The organism is Dyadobacter sp. OTU695 (assembly GCF_038440355.1).
In the GTDB taxonomy this organism is placed as follows: Bacteria; Bacteroidota; Bacteroidia; order Cytophagales; family Spirosomataceae; genus Dyadobacter.
Window position 1 is genome coordinate 229,283 of record NZ_JASATN010000005.1, and the last position, 15,630, is coordinate 244,912.

General features: G+C 49.9%; 13 protein-coding genes and 1 pseudogene. 5 read left to right on the forward strand and 9 right to left on the reverse strand.

The genetic code is table 11. From position 1 onward, the window contains the following. Positions 1 to 10: 10 nt before the first annotated feature. On the reverse strand, positions 11 to 982 hold the full coding sequence (locus AAHB90_RS12565; protein ID WP_342085481.1) for an aldo/keto reductase: 972 nt from the start codon (positions 980 to 982) through the stop codon (positions 11 to 13). A 275-nt stretch (positions 983 to 1,257) separates the two neighbouring features. On the opposite strand from AAHB90_RS12565, the gene AAHB90_RS12570 reads away from it, so the two are divergent. After that, entirely contained in the window at positions 1,258 to 2,991 is a 1,734-nt protein-coding gene (locus AAHB90_RS12570) for a hypothetical protein (RefSeq protein ID WP_342085482.1), read from the forward strand. Positions 2,992 to 3,045: 54 nt separating this feature from the next. On the opposite strand, the gene AAHB90_RS12575 is transcribed toward AAHB90_RS12570, so the two are convergent. Further along, positions 3,046 to 3,453, reverse strand: coding sequence for a Dabb family protein (locus AAHB90_RS12575; protein ID WP_342085483.1), 408 nt, complete (start codon positions 3,451 to 3,453; stop codon positions 3,046 to 3,048). 137 nt (positions 3,454 to 3,590) lie between these two features. Between AAHB90_RS12575 and AAHB90_RS12580 the strand changes: the two genes are divergently transcribed. The 3 genes from AAHB90_RS12580 to AAHB90_RS12590 all read left to right on the forward strand — a co-directional run bounded on the left by AAHB90_RS12580 (position 3,591) and on the right by AAHB90_RS12590 (position 5,982). Beyond that, positions 3,591 to 3,932: a hypothetical protein gene (locus AAHB90_RS12580; protein ID WP_342085485.1), complete on the forward strand. Its 342-nt coding sequence runs from the start codon at positions 3,591 to 3,593 to the stop codon at positions 3,930 to 3,932. 547 nt (positions 3,933 to 4,479) lie between these two features. Next, entirely contained in the window at positions 4,480 to 5,292 is an 813-nt protein-coding gene (locus tag AAHB90_RS12585) for a hypothetical protein (RefSeq protein ID WP_342085487.1), read from the forward strand. Between the two features lie 144 nt (positions 5,293 to 5,436). Further along, a complete protein-coding gene (locus AAHB90_RS12590; protein WP_342085489.1) occupies positions 5,437 to 5,982 on the forward strand; it encodes a hypothetical protein in 546 nt (181 codons plus the stop codon). 259 nt (positions 5,983 to 6,241) lie between these two features. Here the strand turns inward: AAHB90_RS12590 and AAHB90_RS12595 are convergent, their stop codons facing one another. Further along, a complete protein-coding gene (locus AAHB90_RS12595; RefSeq protein ID WP_342085491.1) occupies positions 6,242 to 6,586 on the reverse strand; it encodes a helix-turn-helix domain-containing protein in 345 nt (114 codons plus the stop codon). A gap of 278 nt (positions 6,587 to 6,864) precedes the next feature. Between AAHB90_RS12595 and AAHB90_RS12600 the strand changes: the two genes are divergently transcribed. Then, positions 6,865 to 7,566, forward strand: a complete 702-nt coding sequence (locus AAHB90_RS12600) for a hypothetical protein (protein WP_342085492.1) — start codon at positions 6,865 to 6,867, stop codon at positions 7,564 to 7,566. Positions 7,567 to 7,577: 11 nt separating this feature from the next. Here AAHB90_RS12600 and AAHB90_RS32790 read toward each other — a convergent pair. From AAHB90_RS32790 to AAHB90_RS12625, 6 genes and pseudogenes are all read right to left on the reverse strand, one after another. Continuing rightward, positions 7,578 to 7,916 (reverse strand): annotated as a pseudogene (locus AAHB90_RS32790) (HNH endonuclease); the annotation flags it as partial. Positions 7,917 to 8,481: 565 nt separating this feature from the next. Beyond that, the gene (locus AAHB90_RS12605) at positions 8,482 to 9,567 is read right to left on the reverse strand and encodes an endo-1,4-beta-xylanase (protein ID WP_342085493.1); all 1,086 of its coding nucleotides are present in this window, start codon (positions 9,565 to 9,567) and stop codon (positions 8,482 to 8,484) included. 25 nt (positions 9,568 to 9,592) lie between these two features. Next, positions 9,593 to 11,518 carry an alpha/beta hydrolase-fold protein gene (locus AAHB90_RS12610; RefSeq protein WP_342085494.1) on the reverse strand — a complete coding sequence of 642 codons (1,926 nt, stop codon included), beginning with the start codon at positions 11,516 to 11,518 and terminating at the stop codon, positions 9,593 to 9,595. 17 nt (positions 11,519 to 11,535) lie between these two features. Next, positions 11,536 to 12,624, reverse strand: a complete 1,089-nt coding sequence (locus AAHB90_RS12615; protein ID WP_342085495.1) for a Gfo/Idh/MocA family protein — start codon at positions 12,622 to 12,624, stop codon at positions 11,536 to 11,538. Between the two features lie 113 nt (positions 12,625 to 12,737). Then, on the reverse strand, positions 12,738 to 13,748 hold the full coding sequence (locus tag AAHB90_RS12620; protein WP_342085625.1) for a glycoside hydrolase family 43 protein: 1,011 nt from the start codon (positions 13,746 to 13,748) through the stop codon (positions 12,738 to 12,740). Positions 13,749 to 13,810: 62 nt separating this feature from the next. Continuing rightward, entirely contained in the window at positions 13,811 to 15,625 is a 1,815-nt protein-coding gene (locus tag AAHB90_RS12625) for a RagB/SusD family nutrient uptake outer membrane protein (RefSeq protein ID WP_342085496.1), read from the reverse strand. Positions 15,626 to 15,630 lie beyond the last annotated feature (5 nt).

A 15,630-nucleotide genomic window follows, 5' to 3' on the forward strand; every position in this document is an offset into this window, starting at 1 on the left:
AGAAGCCCCGCTATCGTTGAAGGTACGTCCCACCTACGATCGCACCGGGCGCGAAATGGGCATTAAGCGTATCTATTTCCTCAGGGGTAAACCTGATTTGCATCGCCTCCATGTTTTCGGGCAGCCGTACCCGCCGGCTCATACTCACCAGCGGCATGATGTGGTCGCCCTGCGCATTCACCCAGGCGATCGCCAGCTGCGTGGGTGTGTACCCTTTTTCACTTGCCATTTGTTTCAGTACCTCCACGGTAGTAAGGTTTTTGATCAGGTTCTCGCCCTGAAAACGCGGGAAGTGGTGCTGATAGCTGTCAGCCGCAAGCGGAGCTTTCATTTCGCCGGTCAGCAACCCTTCCGCAGTATTGGCAAATGCCACAACACCGATGCCAAGCTCTTTCGCGGTCGGAAGCAGATCGCTTTCGATTTGCCGGTCGGCCAGCGAATATCCTATTTCCAGGGCCGTTACCGGGTATACGCTATGCGCTTCGCGGAGCTGGTCGGCGGTGATTTCGGAAACGCCCAGGTAACGGACTTTCCCTTCTTTGATCAGGTCGGCGACGGTACCGATCACGTCTTCCACCGGAACACTGCCGTCCAGCCGGCAGGGCTGATAGAGGTCGATGGTATCTATTCCCAAACGAACGAGCGAATAATTGATAAAATTTTTGATCGCCACCGGACGAAGATCCAGTCCGAGCCATTGATTATTGTAAAAAATCGCCCCGAACTTAACGCTGATAAAGGCATCGTCGCGGCGGCCTTTGATGGCCTTGCCAACCAGTAGCTCGTTATGGCCTGCGCCATAAAAATCCCCGGTATTCAGGAAATTAATGCCGTTGTCCAGCGCGGCGTGAATGGTCGCAATACTTTCGGATTCATCATTGCCAGGGCCGCCCCAAACAGGCGACATGCGCATACAGCCCAATCCGAGCTTGGAAACGAGCGGCCCGTTCTGGCCAAGGTTTATTTTTGTTATCGCAGTCATCTTTATTTGTTGATTAACAATACAAAGATGACCTGTTTCCTTCCCCGGCCGATTTCGTCTACGGCTCAAATTACTTGCTTGTACGGTGCATTGGTCGAAGCGTATAACAGCCAGGGTTATCCGTGCATGTTCCTGATCGGGCCAGACGGCAGCATTGTGGGTAGAAACCTTTATGGAGAATACCCTCATTTCCAGTAAGATATTTACCATATTTGTGTACACCGCGCTCGCGGACTTCTTTCCATACATGATCTGTGACTCAAACCTCTACGCTTATGAAGCACGGCCATTGTTACCTCGCATTGATTGTCATCCTTTCCGCCTGCTTCAAAAAGAAGGAGGAAAAGGAAAAGCCCGTATCCGATAGCACTGCGCGGATCACGGTTTGTTACAATCCTAAAACCACCGACGCCGAATGGTATAGTTCAGGCAAAAAGGCGCCCTTGCTCAACGGGTTACAAGGTGTCGATTTTAAAATTTCGACTACCAAGCCGGAAGCACAGGCCTATTTCAACCAGGGTTTGATGCTGGCGTACGGTTTCAACCACGCGGAAGCCGCCCGGTCGTTTTATGAAGCAACCCGGCTGGATTCGACTTGCGCCATGGCTTACTGGGGTTACGCTTACGTATTGGGGCCCAACTATAATGCAGGTATGGAGGAAGACAACTTCCAACGCGCCTGGGCAGCGAGCGAAAAAGCCCGGCAGCTGGCCGCCAATTGCACGCCCAAAGAGAAGGCCCTCATCGAAGCATTAGCGACCCGATATGCCAAAGTTCCTCCCGCCAACAGGGCACCGCTCGATGTCGCTTTTGCCACGGCCATGAAAAAAGTGTACATGCTATTCCCGTCGGATCCTGATATTGGTGCGCTGTACGCCGAGGCGCAAATGGATGTACACCCCTGGGACCTCTACGATAAAAAAACGAAGACCCCGAAACCCTGGACCCCCGCGCTGGTAGCTGCCCTGGAAGGCCTGCTGAAAAAGAACCCGCGGCATCCGGGCGCGCATCACCTCTACATACACGCGCAGGAGGCCTCCGCAACACCCGAAAAAGCCCTCGAATCGGCCGCCTTGCTCGATTCGCTGGTTCCCGGGGCAGGTCACCTGCTTCATATGCCGTCGCACATTTACATCAACACGGGAGACTACCACCTTGGCTCGCTCTCCAACATCCGAGCAGTGGAGGCCGACAGCGCGTACATTACCACCTGCCACGCGCAGGGTGCCTATCCCCTTGCCTATTTCCCTCACAATTACCATTTTCTTGCAGCCACAGCTACACTGGAAGGAAACTCGGAGCTGGCCTGGCAGGCCGCGCAAAAAGTACAGCAATACACGGCGCGCGAGGTGATGCGCCAGCCTGGGTGGGGAACGCTTCAACATTATTATACAATACCCTATTACATTGCCGTCAAGTTTTCGATGTGGGATACCATTCTTGCAGACCCAAGCCCGTCCAAAGATCTGATTTACCCCCGAGCAATCTGGCATTACGCACGGGGAATGGCCTTTTTAGGAAAACATGACCTGCCTCATGCGCAGGAAGAAATGAAATCGCTCAGCTCGCTTGCAGCGGATACCACCCTTAAAGACCTCACCGTCTGGAATATCAACACTTCCCTAGATCTGGTACAAATTGCCGGGAAAGTTTTAGCGGCCGGCATAGCCACACAACAAAAGCAGCTCGAAAAGGCGGCCGGATTGCTTGGCGAGGCCATTGCTATCGAGGATAATCTCAACTACAACGAGCCGCCCGACTGGTTTTTCTCAGTCCGGCACCACGTCGGGGCGGTACTGCTCAAAGCCGGAAAAAACGCGGAAGCCGAGCGCGTCTACCGCCAGGACTTACTGACCTGGAAGAAAAACGGCTGGGCGCTGATGGGTCTCTACAATTCCCTGGCGCAGCAGAAAAACACGGCCGAAGCACAAACCGTAAAATTGGCTTTTGACAAGGCCTGGCAACATGCCGACATCAAAATCGCAGCATCGTCCAGCATTGTGGATTAGTAAGGCAAAGATGCCGCCCCATATCGGAGGCGGCATCTTTGTTGTTTCGTTTACCTAAACATCCATCGCGTCGTATACGATCACTTTGTCCCACAAGTGGCTGCAGTCCTTGATGAACTTCTGGTGAATCGGATGGTCCTGATAACTGGCTTGTCCCGCAAGGTCTTCGAAGAACATCAGTTCGGACACCGCCCAACTATTGTCGACGACATCCCGTTTTTTTGTGCTGGCCACCACACCAATGCGGAGTTCCTTAATAGCCTCGATCTTCCGCAGCGTTTTCAGACCTTCAATGATCTTGTCACGATCGGCGGTAGAGCCCGGATTTTTAAGCCAGAAAAACACATGGTGAACGAGCGGGGTTTTGCTTTTCACCGGTGCGACCGGCGCAGCCACCGATGCAGCAGCTCCTGCCGCCAAAGTCACTGAGCTTGCGATAAATTTACGACGGGTGTTTGTCATAATGGATGTTGAGATATAATGAAGAATAAAAACTATCGTACTTTATTCATTTTGAAGACTTTCCATACATAAAACCTAACATTAGTTGTAATGCTGGCAAGGTTCGCGACGAAGACCTTCGAAATCTGTGGAACAGGATGTATGGCCGTGAACATATTGACGATGCGAGCGAAGATAGGAAGGAAAGCTGGCTACTGAAAGCCCAGAAGGTCATTTCCAAGATTGAGTTTCTAGCGATGTTATTTTCTAAACAACCGGTCGAAATCGCATTCATTAATGATCTGATAGTCGCCTTGCGGAACGAATTAGCATCTCTAATTAACGACGAAAACTTCACGAAAGCAGCGATTTACAGATCAGCAGCGAATAGTCTTGAACAATTCGTGACTGAGGTAGGAATAACTAACAAAACCCAACCTAAGGTGCCGTTTGGCCTCATAACCAAGGATTTTCTAAAAAATACGAAAAGTACCCTGTAGATAATGAATTATTTCGATTCGCTGAAAATGTAAAGCATAAATCGGAGAAAACCGAAACAAACGCCATAAATGGCAATTGAGCCGAGGAAAAAGGGCCATTGTTTCGATACCGGTACTTCTGAGATAAAAATCACGAATATCAACCCAACAATTGCATGTAATCCGCACATGATAATCATGAATTTTAGGAAAAATCTGACAATTTTCAGAGCAATTGGTTTCATCGAGCGATTTTCTATTGAAAGTACGAAGTAAGGAATTCTGTAATTCCTTCCAAATATTTGTCGACCGGACTAACCTCCATCGGTAACCTAACCAGGTTCATCTCCTTAACATTGACATTGAATGCCCCGTATGCAACGCGTACGCATAATCTCCAGAAACAAGAAAGCCAGATTCATGCGGGCCGTATCCCCAACTACTTCACTTGCTGGGGGTTCTCCTACCTGACTATCCGATATGTCGCGGAGGCGCAGTGGGACCTATTTTCTTAAAATAACAATTTGTGCTATTATTGAATATTTGCTTACTTCTATTTTAACAATTCATGAAAATCATTGCGCATCTGATACTTTTCACCTTATTAATTGCCTGTAAAAAAGATAAAACCCATCCCGAGCCGGAGCGGATGTGGTATTGGGATGATTGCAGGATACAGAGCTTTGCACTACATGGCTTAAACTATGTCGTCGACTACAATAAAGAAGGCTACCCTGGGAGGGTTGCTATACAGCACCAGTACCTGAACACCACTTATATATTTAGGTACCAGAAAGATCAACTAATCGAGACAATACGTTTAGATGACAACAGGGTTAACCAGAAAGTCAAATTCACCTACGATCTTAATCGGCTTGTTTCAGTACATTGGTTTGGCGGCGTGAAGGATCCAAAAACGTCAAAAACCGACACGGTAGAAATGCGTAGGTTCGAATTTGCGTATTCGTCACTAGATAAACCTACCTCTTCCACCGTATTTTCCTACGACGAAAGACACAGTAGAAAATTGCTCCCAATAACTACCTTTAATTATGTCTATAACGATCGCGGAAATGTAAGCCAGTTTGGATATGAGATTTATGTCGGCGGCGGAGCCACAGGATCGAAAGGCACCTCCGACGTTTATTATGATGACAAACCGGCGACAGGCGAATTTTTAAACCTACTACGTTTCAGTTATTATTATCAAGACGATGACTCAGTTATCGCTCTATTTTCAGCGAATAACTGGATCAGGTCGTACGCTGCCCATGCTGGCAGCGGCCCATACGAACGGAAAATCGACCTGGAGTATGATGAGCACGGAAATGCAAAAAGCCGATTCTATGGATTTTCCAATATAAAATGGAATTGTAACTAAACAATTGACTAATTGCATTACGTGATGGTACAGTGAGATGACCTCAGCACACCAGCCATGCTAGGGAAGAATAGAGTTCGAACCCCTCATGCGTCGGGTGCTGATTTACCACAATAATATAATCGAACTTGAAATAATTTTGCAATGGAAAAAGAACAAAATATCGATCTTACTGCGGCACGGATTGAATTGGATCAAGCAAAAAAGGAATTTGATTTAATGCGCAACATTTTTGAATTGGATATTTTGGAAGTTCACTGGGCGAATCTGCTAGATCATATCGAGAAGTCTTGGAATAAAACCGTTCAGGCAGCGAAAGAAGCGAAGGGTTTTCAAAAGGTGAAAAGCGAGGTGGAAAATTTGCGAAAAACTGACCCCTTGCTAAAATATATGACCAATGCACGACATGCTAATCAGCACACAATACAGCCCCTCGCGAAAAAGGGTAAAGGCGATTTTGCTGGAATGGGAAAATTACTGATGACCGATGCGAACGGAAATTCCAAGGTTGTTGGAGAGGAACCTGGATACTGGACTATTGTCGAACTTTTACCATTTACTAATAGAAACGTTACCTTCACTGTTCCTGGTTATCATCGTGGAAATAGAATAGCAAATGACGCATTTGAAATAGGTCGAATAACGATCCAGTATTATCAGCAGGTTCTAGATCGGGTGTCATCTTTATGAGTGGAGGGTTAAAAGCCCTCGCACTGGAAGTGCATGCCATCTTTTGAGGCCGCAGACCAGTCGGCCCCATATCCAGCCAATGTCTCGCCAGTGCAGCGGCTTCTTTATAAGAAAGCATATCTTCACGAGCATTGCTGGCTACCATGGCGCGGACTTCCTTTACCAATGACCCAACCAACGCGGTGAGTTCATCCCACTTTGATTCTTCGATTACGATCAGACTCATTTTCGCTTGCGTTTAGAATTTGAATTAAGATGGTTATAGGCCTGCTGCTCGATCTCGGCAGTCGTTTGTTACCGGATTACCTAAAAGCCACTTTTCAAGCTTTTCCCGTTCGAAGTACAAAATCTTTCCCATCGGCTTCGAATAAGGTATCTTCCCTTTGCTCGCAAGGTTTCTGATATGGCCGGCCGAAAGACCAGTGTACAATGCCACCTCTTTCACGGTAAGCACCTTTTTTGTCCAATAATGCTCTACTTCTGAATTCTCAGTTGCCGGCAGCCACCCGGCAAATACCTGATCGAGCTTCAAATGCATGGCATGGAGTTCTCTGACCAAGGCATCCCATGCCTCTCGCTCAATTAACTGAAAAGATTCTGCCATAATTTCATACATTTAAAAATAACTTAAATCCAACTCTTCACTATGCAGGACCCAAAACGGAGGCCGTACCCGCCTACTCCCTCGCCGACGAAATTCGAAAACTGGCTGACCTAAAAGAAGAGGGATTTTTAACAGACGAAGAATTCAGATACAGAAAAAAAGCTGCTCGGGTAGAGCAGAACTCCAGTGGAAAAATTCTATGTGAATTTAAGGTCTGCAGCGATAAGGTTCGCAAGAAACACGTATTAACCTCTATACCAACTTAAACTTATTTGTCTATGTTAAATTTTACAGACACCAAAAATCCGGCAAAGGAGCGTCCTAAAAAACCTAGGATTTCAGTCAACAAGCTTGCAGAATACATATCCGCAGGACCGCCTAGGAGAAACAAAATCGTATCCGACTGTAAGACTCCCGTCGCGTTTATTGTCACTAGGTATAGTGAGGCCCGCACTGCGGTAAAATCGTATTTCGAGCAAAACAGTCCCGACATTCTAAACGCAGCGATAGAGGTCTTGGAGAAAAAGGAAGGGACGACAGATTTTCAAAAAAACGACATTAAAAATTCAATTGCATTACTCAATTCCTTGCTTAATACAGACGTATCACGATTTAACGGAATGGAAATTAAAATTGCCCCAGGTAAGGATGCAATTCTGGAAATAAAAGGAGTTGAGATAAGCGTTAATCCTGATCTTTATCTCTCCCAAACCATGAAAGGCATCAAAAATATTGGGGCAATAAAGCTCAGTTTGACGAAATCGGGTTTATCGTCGGACCAACAAAAAATTGTCGCATTGATGACAAAGCGCTATTTACAGGCCAACGCGGGTAAAGACGAGGTAGTCAACGGCAAGATGTGCTTTTCTCTCGACGCTTTCAAAAAATCCTTCACAGAAGCCCCTGCGTCTGATGCCCAGCGAATGCGAGCGATCGAATATGCATGCGAAGAAATCGCGCTGTGGTGGGGACGGGTATAGGTTTTGTTAGAATGGCACTCTTTGCATAAAGTTTGAAAATTGGAAAGATCACACCCCCCCCCTCCTTGAGATACCGGAAGAATGTGATCTGCCTCCCATTCTTCCGTGATAGCTCCGCATGATCTACAAGCGCCAAAATCAATGTTGTACAATTGCCATCTTATTACCTGGGAATCTCCTTTGACTATTGCAAAGTGAATGTACGCCTGAGTTCTACACGCCTCAGAAAACCATTTTCTCTTTCGGCCGCCGATTGCTAATCCGCATCCGCAGGCGCACACCCCTTCCTTGGCAGGGAATAAATCGTGCAGACATAACCTTTTCTGGTACCTCGTGTGGTGATCGATCATAACCCAAAGTTATCTGGTGCTTCATTGATAAGCAAAATAGCATCCTTTTATACTTTAGATTCTGTTTTTTTTTCATCAATACCCTGTAAAGCTCCATTCCTTCGCCTTTCCCTGGCACAGAAACGATATGCTCCCAGAAGCCCGGCCCGGTGTAGGGCCTTTTTGTTGTAGATTTTTATAACTCGCATTATTATTATGAATCTGATTGTGAACACCTGCCCAGAACTTTAAAAATGTGCGTCTATTCGCCATAAACGCACATTTTTCAACAATAGATAAATTTACGACGAGTGTTGTTCATTGAACAGGCTCGAATGTAATGAAAAACGGAAAATTGCTTTAATGGATACAATTTAAGGTGTTTCAAGCGAAATCTCTCACTCACACCGTCCGACAACGATTAATAGACAGCCTCCCCCAAAAAATCAAATTAGCCGAAAGCGCAATGCCTTCGGCCAAGGTTCACTATCACATCTACGGAGCACCTGGCCGGTGTCGGCGTCGAACGCCGTGCTTCCAACACAAGTGTCCTCCCAGGTTCAGGTTTCCCCGCCTGTTGACGAAGTCAGAAGTCCACAATTTTATTGAAGTATGCCTTTGGTTGAAGATTTTCGTCGAATAGGAGCGGATAGTCTTTCCTGCCCCGCACGGGGAAATTGTCGAGCCAGGTAGATTTGTCCGATATATTCCAGAATGTAATGCCGGTCAGTACACCACGGTTTTTCCGGAATGTTTTGAAAAGCATTTCGTATTGTGCTGCCTGCTTTGAAAGCAGTTCAGGCGTGAGCACGGTCTTATCGGCCGGGGTCATTTCGCGGCGGCCATGTTCTTTTGCATGAATAGACACGTCCAGTTCCGTAATCTGAACCGCCAGGCCCAGGCTCGCGAACCGGCTGATCGACTCTTGCAGTTCGGCCTCGGAAGGTTCGTACACCGACCAATGCCCCTGTAACCCCACGCCATGCACAGGCACATTTTTCTCTTTCAGCTTTTTAAGCAGCTCAAAGATCTTCGCCCGTTTGCTGCTGCTCTCGGTATTGTAATCATTGTAAAAGAGCTTCGCGGACGGGTCGGCCGCATGGGCATACTCGAATGCTTTTTCAATATAATCCTCCCCTATTATCTCATAAAACTTCGATTGCCGGTAAATGGCGGTCCCCGTATCCGGCACCGCTTCGTTCACCACATCCCAGGCGTAGATACGGCCTTTATACCGGCCCACGACGTCGGTTATATGCTGTTTGAGGCGTTCGAGGAGTACTTCCCGCGTTACCTGCTTGCCCGCGGCGTCGGTGAAAAACCATTTGGGCGTCTGGTTATGCCAGCAGAGTGTGTGCCCCCTCACTTTCATGCCGTTCTTCTGTGCAAATGCGACGATCGCGTCGGCTGTTTCCCACTCGTAACAGTCCGGCTCGGGATGGATCGGGCCCATTTTCATTGCGTTCTCAGGGGTAATGCTGCTGAACTGCCTCACGATCAGCTCCGCTTCCGGGCCTGACAAATTCCTGGGAGCTACCGCCACGCCGACCGGAAAATAGTCCTTGTAGGCATCCTTCAAAGTTTTTTGGGCAGATGCCAGTTCTGTGACCAGAACTGAAAACCCGCAGCACAAAATGGCAGACAGCCCCGCGCGTAAACTATATTTTTTCATAACCACGGTTTACTTTTGACCAAAATCACTTGAAGAGCACCTGTGCAAATTCGAACAGATCGTGCCGCCATACGGGCCAGGTGTGCCCGCCGGGATATTCGCTGTACTGGTAACGGATACCCGCCTTGTCGTACTTCGCCAGCATAATCTTGCAGTTCTGATAGGCAATGTCCTCCTGACCGCCCATGGAAATGCGGAAATGTTTCAGGCTGGTATTGATCGCAGTCGCATTGCTGTCAATCAACGCATAATGGGATTTGGAAAGCTCCGCATTATTGCCAAACCATCCCGAGCTGAATACTCCCAGATAGGCAAATTGGTCGGTGTTTTTGATACCCGCGTACAGCGTCTGCAAACCACCCATCGACAGGCCCGCCAGCGCCCTTCCCTGCGCATCCGTTCGCACCTTGAAATTCCCCTCAACAAATGGCATAGCGCCCTGTTTGAGTTCATTTTCAAACATTTTCAATGTATTCTCCGTGAAACCGGCAATACCACCGCTGCCACCCATGTTACCGTCCATCATCACCACCAGCATCGGTTCCGCCTTTCCTTCGGCAATGAGGTTATCCAGAATGAGGCCCGTTTTGCCCTGGGTTGCCCATCCTCGCTGATCTTCACCCCCACCGTGTAGGAGGTACAGCACGGGCAAATTTTCGGTCATCTGCTCATAACCCGGCGGCGTATATACGCACATCTCGCGCCAGGAGTTGGAGGCTTTCGATAAATACTTCTTCACCCGGATATCCCCATGCGGCACATCACGCAGCGCATAATATCCGCCTTTTTTAAAAGGTATTTCAATCCCGCTCGCCATACGGCCCATTCCGTAGAATGTCTCACTGGCCGGGTCAGCCAATGCCACGCCGTCGATCAGCAGCGAATAATAATGGAAGCCCTCACCGATGGAATCCGTCGTGACGGACCAGAAACCGGCGGTATCCTTCTGCATATCGTATTTTTTGCCCAAATCCACCTGCACCTTCTGCGCGCCCGGTGCCTTGGTACGGAAAACGACTCTGTTATCGGGCAGGATTTGCGGATACTTCGCCGAGCGGATATTGGTTTCCGCCGGCGATCCTAGAAGCGTGTACTGGTTCAAACTTTTTACATCCACAGGTTTGAAAAGAAACTGTGAGAACATAAACAGCCCGTTTTTCCAAACCTTGAAATCGTGCACGCCGGGTTCTACATAATACACATGCGGAACGTCGTTCACAAACAGATAGTCGTGCGTGCGCTTGCTGAACGTGATCAGCCGGTCGTCGTCCCCACAGGATAGCCATAGCAATTTGAGTTTCTGCCTCGCTGCCGCCGGATCGGGAATGAGTTCTTCGGGCTTTTTCGTGTTGGGCGCAGAGGAAAAGCCTCCTACCCAGGCAAATTTGTCCAGATTACCTAGCCCGAAGTTCAGCGACTGCCCGCCACCCATAGACAACCCGGCAATGGCGCGGTGTTCACGGTCGCCAAGGACAGCGTATTTCTTTTCCACGAACGGGATCAGGTCATTGAGCAAATCCTGCTCGAAAGTGGCAAATGCGGCCACTTTGTCGGGAGCCATGATATTGCCCGTAGCCCGGTCGTCTTTCATCGCCCGGCCATTCGGCATGACGACGATCATCGGCTCGATTTTCCCGTCGGCATAAAGGTTGTCCAGGATCAGCTGCGGGTTACCGCCTTTCAGCCATTCCTTTTCATCTCCGCCAATACCGTGCAAAAGGTACAAGACGGGGTATTTGACCTTTTTGGAATAGCCGGGCGGTGTGTAAACCAGCGCTTTCCGCACGGTTCCGACCGTCTTCGATGGGTAGCTGACCGTATCGATCTTTCCGGCCACAATGCTCTGCCGGGGCGTGTCAAAGCCTTTCGGCATTTCCTTTGCGATTTCTTTTTGGGCAAAAGCCCCCTGGCCCGCCAGCAACGGGAGTAAGAGAAGAAGTATTTTGAGCATAGCTATTGATGTAAAATTTAAATCCTGACACTCTTACCCGAGGCCACCGACTTGTAAATGGCTTCCACCACACGAATATCACGCAGCCCTTCCTCGCCCGGGGCGATCAGGTCGGTGTTGCTCATGATCGCCAGGCAGTCTTCATCCATTTGCTTCGCCTGCTGGCTTTTAATCGGGAAATTGATGATCGTTCCGTCCGACATGCTGCCCTTGTTCCCATTGTAACCCGACTGCGGTTCCATTTTCAACCAGCCTTTTTCGTAGTTTACCTGCAGGTAGTTCATATTAATTCCAAAACTCGTCTGACAGGCCGCTTTTGCCCCGCTCGGAAAGTCGAGCATGAACATCATCGTTTCTTCCACTTCTTTGTAAATGTCGGGCCGTGTGGTCGATGCCTGCGCGATCACGCTGATGGGCTCCTCGCCTGTCGCCAGGCGTGCGCCCTGCAATGCGTACACACCCATATCGCCCATGCAGCCGCCTCCGAGCGCCTTTTTCTGCTTCCAGTGATCGGTACGGGCGTCAAAATACCCCGCGGCGCTGTTGACCATTTTCACCTTCCCGAACTTCTGCTCCTTCGCCACCTTCATATAGGCCTGGATGTTCGGGTCATGCTGGCAGCGGTAACCGATCGCCAATTTCACCTTATTGCTTTTGCAGGCTGCGATCATCGCTTCGCAGTCGGCCACGGACGGAGCCATCGGTTTCTCACAAAACACATGCTTGCCTGCTTTCGCGGCCCTTACCACATATTCACGGTGCATCGATGGCGGTAGAACCACATAAACGATGTCGATATCCGGGTTTTTAGCAATCTCGTCGAAGTTCTGATAGTTGTAAATATTCTTTTCAGGAATGTTGTATTTGGTTTTCCATGCTTCGGCCTTCGCGGGCGTGCCCGTCACGATCCCCGCCAGGTAGCACTTTTCGGTAAGTTGCAGGGCGGGTGCCAGCAGGTCGGTGCTGTAATAGCCGAGGCCGACGAGTGCAATGCCGAGCTTGTCCTTTTTGGGCGAAGTTGCAGCGAGCAGCGGGTTACCGGAGAACAATGTAGCGGCTCCGGCCAAAGTTAATGTCGATAAAAAATCGCGTCTTTCGATTTGCATAGCTTGTCTGATTGAATGCTTTGGATGAGATCACCGGCATGAATGCGCCGGTACAGCTTTAAAAGCAGGTACCGGCACCCGTTTTACCAAAATAACTTGTATTATTTCCGTTTTCAGGGCTCGATCGTCTCGATCGCGCCATCCTTGCCACGTACGAGCTCCCGTACCTTCACGTTACGCAGGTGTGTTTTGCCTGAAATTTCCGTATCGTGGTAAAAAATGTACCATTTCCCTTTAAACTCCACAATGGAATGGTGTGTCGTCCAGCCTTCAACCGGCTTCATGATCACGCCTTTGTAGGTGAACGGCCCGTAAGGCGTACTGCTCTCGGCATAACAGAGGAAATGCGTGTCACCGGTCGAGTACGAAAAGTAGTATTTCCCATTGTACTTGTGCATCCAGGCTCCCTCGAAAAACCGGCGGTCATGATCACCGCCAAGCAATGGCTTGCCATGTTCATCCAGGATCTGCACATCGCGGGGCGTTTCGGCAAAGGATAACATATCGCCGCTCATTTTTACCACTTTGGCACTCAATGCGGGCTCCTGATCATGCCCCTTGCCCAGGTCGGTGGAAAGCGATTTGTCATACTTCCCGGAATGCCAGCGTTGCAATTGTCCGCCCCATATCCCGCCAAAATACATATAAGTCTGCCCGTCAGTGTCGGTAAAAACGGCCGGATCGATGCTGTAACTGCCCTGAATCGGCGCAGGACCCGCCTTGAACGGCCCGGCAGGCGATTTGGAAGTGGCTACCCCGATCCGGAACACGTCTTCCTTGTCTTTTACAGGAAAATACAAATAATACGTACCGTTTTTGAATGCCGCATCCGGTGCCCACAGCTGCCGCCCGGCCCAGGGAATGTCTTTCAAATCCAGCGCCACGCCATGGTCGGTCACCTTGCCTCCGATGTCGTTCATCGAATACACGTGATAATCCCGCATGTTGAAATGCCCGCCCTCATCATCCTGCGGCACATTGGCCTCGATGTCGTGAGAAGGATAAATGTAAATTTTGCCATTGAAGACATGCGCGGACGGATCGGCGGTGAACAGGTCGCTGATCAACGGCTTCACTTTGGTTTGCTGGCCAAAGCCCGTTCCCAGGCCGGGGCCGGTAAGCATTAGGGCCATTAATCCTGCTGATAAAAAGCTGCGGGTCATATAATTGTGCTGGTTAGTTCGGTTCAATATCCGGAATTTTGTGGAAAAGCAGGACCATCCACCACTCTATCGATCTGCGACTGCGGAATTGGCCGCAGCATATTAAAATCCTTCACATAAGGTGCTGCTTCCTGGTTCCACTCCTGCACGCGGCGCACAAGCGAGCGGGTGCGTACGAGGTCGTGCCAGCGCTGCCATTCGCCGAAGAACTCGCGGCTGCGCTCGTCGAGGATGAAATCCAGGGTTACGTCGGCCGCCGTAATGGTCATGGCCGCCGCCGCAGCTGCATTCTGTGCCGTGGTATTGCTCTTCCTGAATGCCGCGCGCTGGCGCACCACATTGATCAGACCGGCAGCTTTCGCGGCGTCACCGGCTTTGAAATGTGCCTCCGCACCAGTCATATATACATCCGAAAAGCGGTACAGAAAGCAGGGACGGGTCGACGGGTCGTTGAAATTGGCGCCGCGGCTGGGATCCATGAATTTTTTCAATGCAGGGAAAATGCCGTTATTCCAAAGGCTCGGCGGTACCACAATTCCCTTGAATGGCCTGTTACCAACAAACTGCGGGGCACCGGGCACCTCGTAATCGGGCAACCACACGGCAGTATCCGACCCGACGACGGTCGTGTAACCGATCCCGCGGTTATTGTTGGTTGCATTGGCTGCATTGGTAACGGAGGTGTTTGAAATGTAGACCGTGTAAAACGAGTTGGCGAACCGGGAATCCACGTCGCGTTTCGTAAAGGCCTGGTCGAGGAAATAGTTTTTGCCTGCATGCGGGCCCGTGGACAATTTGTCGGAGTTTGGGCGCATGCGGACGTATGGGCGACCGTAATATGCGTCTCGGATCATGCCAGAAGTGCCGCTGTTGACAAACCCTCCCGATGCATTTTTGAATGAGTTGATCCCGCTGTTGTTCGGATAGTTCCAGTTGGTAAACCAGGGTGTCAAATTTTGCGCCGCGCCGCCGCCGGCTGCACCCCCCACGCTGTAATAGCCGTATTTGGGGTCGAGTACGTGGTCGCTGACAAACATGGTTTCCTTACCATAATCATTGGCGGGCACGAATGCATCGCCATAATCCTGCCAAAGGTCCAGCCCGTAAGCCGATTTGTTCGCGATGATCTCATCACACAATGCCGCCGCTTTGGTAAAATCTGCTGCCGTGTTGTTCAGCCAGCCGCGTGTAAGATAGGCTTTCGCAAGCAGGAACTGTGCAACAGGCTTGGTAGCCGCCTTGCCGAGGAAAGGCGCCGACGGCTGATTGGGAAGATCGGCCGCAGCTTCGGTGAGATCTTTGATGATCAGCTCATAAACCTGGGCTGCCGGCTGCCGCGACGCTGCCTGCGAGGGCACGGTAATGAACTCGGTATGCAAGGGCACATCACCCCAGGTTTGAACGAGATAGAAATACCAGAATGCCCTCAGGAACTTGGCTTGCGCCAGGTACTGCTTCCGGGTCGCATCGGGGAGGTCGATCGTCTGCCCGTATTGCAATACGCCGTTCAGGGTGTTGATATCCTGGAACGCAACGCCCCAGGCCGAACCGAAGTTACTGCCATTCAACCCATTGTAGGTATATGGAATAGGTGTACCTGCACTGAGCCCCTGGATAAACTCGTCGGTACCAGCCTGCATTTCCACGGTGAAACCTTCCGTTCCCCACTGGCTGCGGATGTCGTTGTACACCCCGGCTATCCCTCCGAGTACGCCCGACTGGCTATTGAAATACGAAGGGACGATCTGGGATTGCGGATGTTCTTCAAGTACTTTTTCACAACCGGAACTCAGCAAAGCGACCAGCCCGGCAGTCATGTATATTTTGATGGATTTCATGGTTA

Bases quoted from the DNA above. Each gene is read 5' to 3' on its own strand.
- AAHB90_RS12565 (WP_342085481.1), bottom strand. From the start codon at position 982: ATGACTGCGATAACAAAAATAAACCTTGGCCAGAACGGGCCGCTCGTT.
- AAHB90_RS12570 (WP_342085482.1), top strand. From the start codon at position 1,258: ATGAAGCACGGCCATTGTTACCTCGCATTGATTGTCATCCTTTCCGCC.
- AAHB90_RS12575 (WP_342085483.1), bottom strand. From the start codon at position 3,453: ATGACAAACACCCGTCGTAAATTTATCGCAAGCTCAGTGACTTTGGCG.
- AAHB90_RS12580 (WP_342085485.1), top strand. From the start codon at position 3,591: ATGTATGGCCGTGAACATATTGACGATGCGAGCGAAGATAGGAAGGAA.
- AAHB90_RS12585 (WP_342085487.1), top strand. From the start codon at position 4,480: ATGAAAATCATTGCGCATCTGATACTTTTCACCTTATTAATTGCCTGT.
- AAHB90_RS12590 (WP_342085489.1), top strand. From the start codon at position 5,437: ATGGAAAAAGAACAAAATATCGATCTTACTGCGGCACGGATTGAATTG.
- AAHB90_RS12595 (WP_342085491.1), bottom strand. From the start codon at position 6,586: ATGGCAGAATCTTTTCAGTTAATTGAGCGAGAGGCATGGGATGCCTTG.
- AAHB90_RS12600 (WP_342085492.1), top strand. From the start codon at position 6,865: ATGTTAAATTTTACAGACACCAAAAATCCGGCAAAGGAGCGTCCTAAA.
- AAHB90_RS12605 (WP_342085493.1), bottom strand. From the start codon at position 9,567: ATGAAAAAATATAGTTTACGCGCGGGGCTGTCTGCCATTTTGTGCTGC.
- AAHB90_RS12610 (WP_342085494.1), bottom strand. From the start codon at position 11,518: ATGCTCAAAATACTTCTTCTCTTACTCCCGTTGCTGGCGGGCCAGGGG.
- AAHB90_RS12615 (WP_342085495.1), bottom strand. From the start codon at position 12,624: ATGCAAATCGAAAGACGCGATTTTTTATCGACATTAACTTTGGCCGGA.
- AAHB90_RS12620 (WP_342085625.1), bottom strand. From the start codon at position 13,748: ATGCTTACCGGCCCCGGCCTGGGAACGGGCTTTGGCCAGCAAACCAAA.
- AAHB90_RS12625 (WP_342085496.1), bottom strand. From the start codon at position 15,625: ATGAAATCCATCAAAATATACATGACTGCCGGGCTGGTCGCTTTGCTG.